The organism is Clostridium thermobutyricum DSM 4928, from assembly GCF_002050515.1.
GTDB lineage: Bacteria > Bacillota > Clostridia > Clostridiales > Clostridiaceae > Clostridium > Clostridium thermobutyricum.
Map to the genome: position 1 here is coordinate 1 of NZ_LTAY01000085.1, position 5,374 is coordinate 5,374.

2 protein-coding genes and 3 rRNA genes are annotated in these 5,374 nt (G+C 30.2%); all 5 read left to right on the forward strand.

Features of this window, described 5'->3' with window-relative positions; all coding sequences use genetic code 11:
* Positions 1–125, forward strand: a 23S ribosomal RNA gene (locus tag CLTHE_RS14180); the annotation flags it as partial.
* Between the two features lie 50 nt (positions 126–175).
* A 5S ribosomal RNA gene (gene rrf, locus CLTHE_RS14185) occupies positions 176–292 on the forward strand.
* A gap of 357 nt (positions 293–649) precedes the next feature.
* Positions 650–2,929 carry an Orn/Lys/Arg family decarboxylase gene (locus CLTHE_RS14190; protein WP_080024037.1) on the forward strand — a complete coding sequence of 760 codons (2,280 nt, stop codon included), beginning with the start codon at positions 650–652 and terminating at the stop codon, positions 2,927–2,929.
* Positions 2,930–3,005: 76 nt separating this feature from the next.
* Entirely contained in the window at positions 3,006–4,334 is a 1,329-nt protein-coding gene (potE, locus tag CLTHE_RS14195) for a putrescine-ornithine antiporter (protein WP_002599250.1), read from the forward strand.
* 650 nt (positions 4,335–4,984) lie between these two features.
* Positions 4,985–5,374: ribosomal RNA gene (locus CLTHE_RS14200) — 16S ribosomal RNA — on the forward strand; the annotation flags it as partial.

A 5,374-nucleotide genomic window follows, 5' to 3' on the forward strand; every position in this document is an offset into this window, starting at 1 on the left:
AAGATTAGATTTCCCATAGCGTAAGCTAGTAAGATCCCTTGAAGAACACAAGGTTGATAGGTTAGGGGTGTAAGCATGGTAACATGTTCAGCTGACTAATACTAATAGATCGAGGGCTTGACCAATAAAAATATCAACAGAATTTGATGTGCAATTTTCAGAGAATATCTGATAATTTGGTGATGATGGCATAGAGGGTACACTCCTTCCCATTCCGAACAGGAAAGTTAAGCTCTATAACGCCGATGGTACTGCATGGGAGACTGTGTGGGAGAGTAGGAAGTTGCCAAGTGAGAACTCAGGAAGAGTCAGTAGATTTATCTACTGACTTTTTTTTATTTATAAATATGAAATATGCAATTTAATAGCTTATTTTGTTAATAAATTGTGTAAATATGGCTCTATATGGTATATAAATTAATTATTTATTAATCTATTTTTAATTTTTATATATTAAATTAATAAAATTTATATATTAAAAAATAAATTTTATTAATTGAAGATGCTTTTAACTTCAAACAAAAATTATCAAAAATGCTATAAACTTAAAAATAGTGAAAGATTTCAGAAAATTTATTTTATTAACTATAATAATAAATTTAATTAATAATTAGGTGATATTATAATTCAAGAAGGTAGGTGGTAAAAAATGAATAATTCCAAACATGGGAAAATATTAGTTTACTTTGGAAAATGTGATGAAGGTGAGAAGTTAAAAAAATTAAATGAAATAGCAACTCATCTAGAAAACATTTATAACTTAGAAGTAAATTTTGTTAATTCAAAAGATGACTTCATAGAAGATTTTCTATATAAACAAGATATAACTTGTCTACTTATGGAATATTCTTCAGAACATAAGGATGAATTAGACAAAACTCTTACATTTATTAGAAAGCATAACAAGAAACTTCCTGTTATCGCATTTACAGCTAATAAAGATGATCTAAATAAATTAGATTTAGTAGAAATTAAAAAATTAAATGATTTCTGCTTCTTATATGAAGATACAGTAGATTTCTTAGCTGGTAGAATAGAAGAACACTCAAAAAATTATATGAGTATTGTTGAATCACCTTTTTTAAATAATTTAATTAAATATGCTAAAGAATATAAATATGCATGGCATACACCAGGACATATGGGAGGATGTGCATTTTTAAAGAATCCTCCAGGTAAATATTTTTATGATTTCTTAGGAGAAAATGTATTTAGAACTGACCTTTCTGTTTCAGTTCCAGAATTAGGATCATTACTTGATCATGAAGGACCTATAGGAGAATCAGAAAAATTTGCTTCAAAAGTATTTGGATCAGACCAAACATATTATGTTTTAAATGGTACAAGTTCAGTAAACCAAATAATTTGGAGAGGTAGAGTAACAAAAGATGAATTAGCATTCGTTGACAGAAACTGCCATAAATCTCTAAACTATTCAATGGTAATTACAGAAGCAATTCCAACATACATAATTCCTAGAAGAAATGGATTAGGAATTATAGGACCAGTTAAACTAGAAGAGTTTACAAATGGATATATAAAGGGTGCTTTAAAAGAAAATCCTTTAGTTCCAGAAAGTAAAAAAGATGAAAGCATAAAAATGTTAACCCTTACTAACTCAACATATGATGGTCTTTGCTATAATGTAAGCAAAATTAAAGAAAACTTAGATAAAAGTATAAAGAATCTACATTTTGATGAAGCTTGGTATGCTTATGCAAAATTCCATCCTTTATATAATAACTTTTTTGCAATGACTAATGATTTAGATGATGAAAAACATCCACCAATATTTGCTTCACATTCAACACACAAATTATTAGCTGCTTTCTCACAAGCATCTATGTTACATGTTAAAAATGGTAGTGATGTAAAAGTAGATCCAGAAATATTTAATGAAGCTTATATGATGTATGGTTCAACTTCTCCACAATACAATATGATTGCATCACTTGATGTTGCAACTAATATGATGGACTTCAATGGAGAAGATTTACTTGAAGCAACAATAAAAGATGCTATTGATTTAAGAAAGAATATCAATAGACTTTATGAAACTGAAAAGAAAGAAAATGGATGGTTCTTCTCTGCATGGCAACCAGAAACTACTATGTTTGAAGGTAAAAAGGTTAAGCTTACTGAAGCACCAACTGAATTCTTAGCCAAAGATCAAAAAACTTGGATATTAAATTCAAAAGATAACTGGCATGGATTTGATGATATAGAAGATGATTATATCATGCTAGATCCATTAAAAGTAACAATAAAAATGCCAGGTATAAATACAGATGGAAGTTTAGAAGAAGAAGGTATTCCAGCAGCAATAGTATCAAATTATTTAATAAACTTTGGGGTTGTTGCTGAAAAAACTGATTACTATTCATTCTTAGTATTAAATTCTATAGGAACTACTAAGAGTAAACAAGGTGCATTAATTTCTGGATTAAGCCAATTCAAGAAATTATATGATAACAACGCACCATTAAGTGAAGTATTCCCAGATTTAGTTAAAGAAAATCCAGGCGTATATGATGGAATTGGTTTAAAAGATCATTGTCAAGAAATGCACAATTATATTAAAGAGCATAAAATATTAGAATTAATGGCAGCATCATATCAAATTATTCCAAAACCAGAAATGAAACCAGCAGAAGCAGCAAGAAAAGTATTTAGAGAAGAAGTTGAAAAAGTTACTATAGATGAAATGATTGGTAGAACAGCAGCCATAATGATAGTTCCATACCCACCAGGAATTCCAATGTTAATGGGTGGAGAAAAAATAGATAAAGATGCTACACCAATAGTTAAATATCTATTAGCAAGAGAAGCTTTTGAAAGAGTATTCCCAGGATATTATGGAGATATACATGGAATAGAAGCTGTAGAAATTAATGGAGAAAGAAAATTTAAAACATTAGTTTTAAAATAAAATATTAAAGTAGTTATCTCATTATATTTAATGAGATAACTACAATATAACTAAATAACTAAAAGTAGGTGTTAAAATGGGAAAAAGTAAAACAAAAATGAATGCTCTCCAACTTACTATTATAGTTGCAGTTAATATGATGGGATCAGGTATTATCATGCTTCCATCTAACTTAGCTCAAGTTGGTACAGTTTCAATTTTATCATGGATTCTTACAGCACTAGGAGCGTTAGCTTTAGCATATACATTTGCTCAATGTGGTATGCTTAGTAGAAACAAAGGTGGTATGGGTGGATATGCTCAATACACATTTGGTAAAAATGGTAACTTTATGGCAAACTATTCATACGGTATATCATTATTAATAGCTAACGTTGCTATAGCCGTATCAGTTGTTGCATATGGAACTCAATTTTTAGGTATTCATTTATCACCAGTAATGAACACAATAGCAATTATAGTAGTTTTATGGATAAGTACAGTACTTAACTTTGGTAGTGCTAATTTTACTGGAAAAATTGGATCAGTTGTTGTTTGGGGAATAATTATTCCTTTAGTAATAGTTTCAGTTATAGGATGGTTCTGGTTTAGTCCAAGCAGATGGATAGGAGCTTGGAATCCACATCACCTTTCATTAGCAACAGGAATTAAATCATCAATAGCATTAACTTTATGGGCATTCTTAGGATTAGAATCAGCATCAGCTAATATGGACTCTGTTGAAAATCCACAAAAAAATGTTCCAATAGCATGTTTAGGTGGTACAATAATAGCAGCTATATTCTATATTATTTCAACAGAAGTAATGGCTGGTATTTGTCCAACACATGCATTAGCTACTTCTAATGCTCCATTCGGATTAGTATTCGCAACAATGTTTAACCCAACAGTAGGTAAAGTTATCATGGGATTAATGGTTATTGCTTGTTTCGGATCATTAATGGCATGGCAATTCACTGTTGCAGAAGTATTCAAGAGTTCAGCATTTGAAGGATACTTCCCAAAAGTGTTTACAAAAGTTACAAGCAGAAATGTTCCTATTATTGGAATGATTATATTAGGAATTATTCAAACTTTATTAGCACTTATGACAATAAGTCCAAACTTAAATGCTCAATTCCAAGTTATAGTTAACTTGGCCGTAGTAACAAATATGGTTCCATACTTGTTATCAATGGCATCATTACAAAATATGCAAGTTATTGAAAAGGCAACTAACAAGAAGAAAATTAAAATTAATAATATTATAGCTGTATTAGCAGGTATATATACTTTATATGCATTATATACTGCAGGTTCACAAGCTATGCTATACGGAGGTATAGTTGCTATGGCAGGATGGACAATTTATGGATTCCTTGCACACAGATTCAATAATGATCAAGGACCTGTAACAGCAGCATAGAATTATTAAAATATAGATATTAAAATATTATTTTTTATAAGTTAGACGTATTACTTAAATTGTAATACGTCTATTTTATATTAAAAAACGTTTTATATAAATTGAATAATATAATTTTAATACTTGTAGACACTGAAAAGTGTTTATTTGATATAAAAGTTAGATTTTATAATTTAAAATAGGTATTGTAAGAAAAAAATTTAAAGGAAGAAATATTATTTTTTTATATAATAATAAAATTTTATCCAAATTATAATGTTGATTATTATATAAATTATAATTTATTTGAGTTTATTTAAAAAACGTATCCGTGTGTGTCAATAGACTAAAAATGTTGAAAACAGAAGAATTTTGACTATAAGGAGATATAATTTTAATAAATGAAGTAAAGATAAATATTGTATTCAAAAATAGATGATATCATAAGTAAGTCGCTTGAAGCAAACAAGCTTTTGAAAGTGAGACATTAAAGTTTTAAAAAATATATTTTAAAAATATATTGACAAACAAAATTTTGTTTGATAAACTAAAAGAGTCGCCAAAAGCGATAAGAAAAAATGGTCTTTGAAAATTGAACAGAATAATATATAAGCAAACTTAAACCAGCAATTCTTTTATAAGTAAGTTTTAAGAGCTGAAAGATTAAACTTTTTATTGAGAGTTTGATCCTGGCTCAGGACGAACGCTGGCGGCGTGCCTAACACATGCAAGTCGAGCGATGAAATTTTCTCCGGAAAATGGATTAGCGGCGGACGGGTGAGTAACACGTGGGTAACCTGCCCTATAGCGAGGGATAGCCTTCCGAAAGGGAGATTAATACCTCATAATATCCTAGTATCGCATGATACATGGATTAAAGGAGTAATCCGCTATAGGATGGACCCGCGGCGCATTAGCTAGTTGGTGAGGTAACGGCTCACCAAGGCGACGATGCGTAGCCGACCTGAGAGGGTGATCGGCCACATTGGGACTGAGACACGGCCCAGACTCCTACGGGAGGCAGCAGTGGGGAATATTGCACAATGGGGGAAACCCTGATG

Bases quoted from the DNA above. Each gene is read 5' to 3' on its own strand.
- CLTHE_RS14190 (WP_080024037.1), top strand. From the start codon at position 650: ATGAATAATTCCAAACATGGGAAAATATTAGTTTACTTTGGAAAATGT.
- potE (WP_002599250.1), top strand. From the start codon at position 3,006: ATGGGAAAAAGTAAAACAAAAATGAATGCTCTCCAACTTACTATTATA.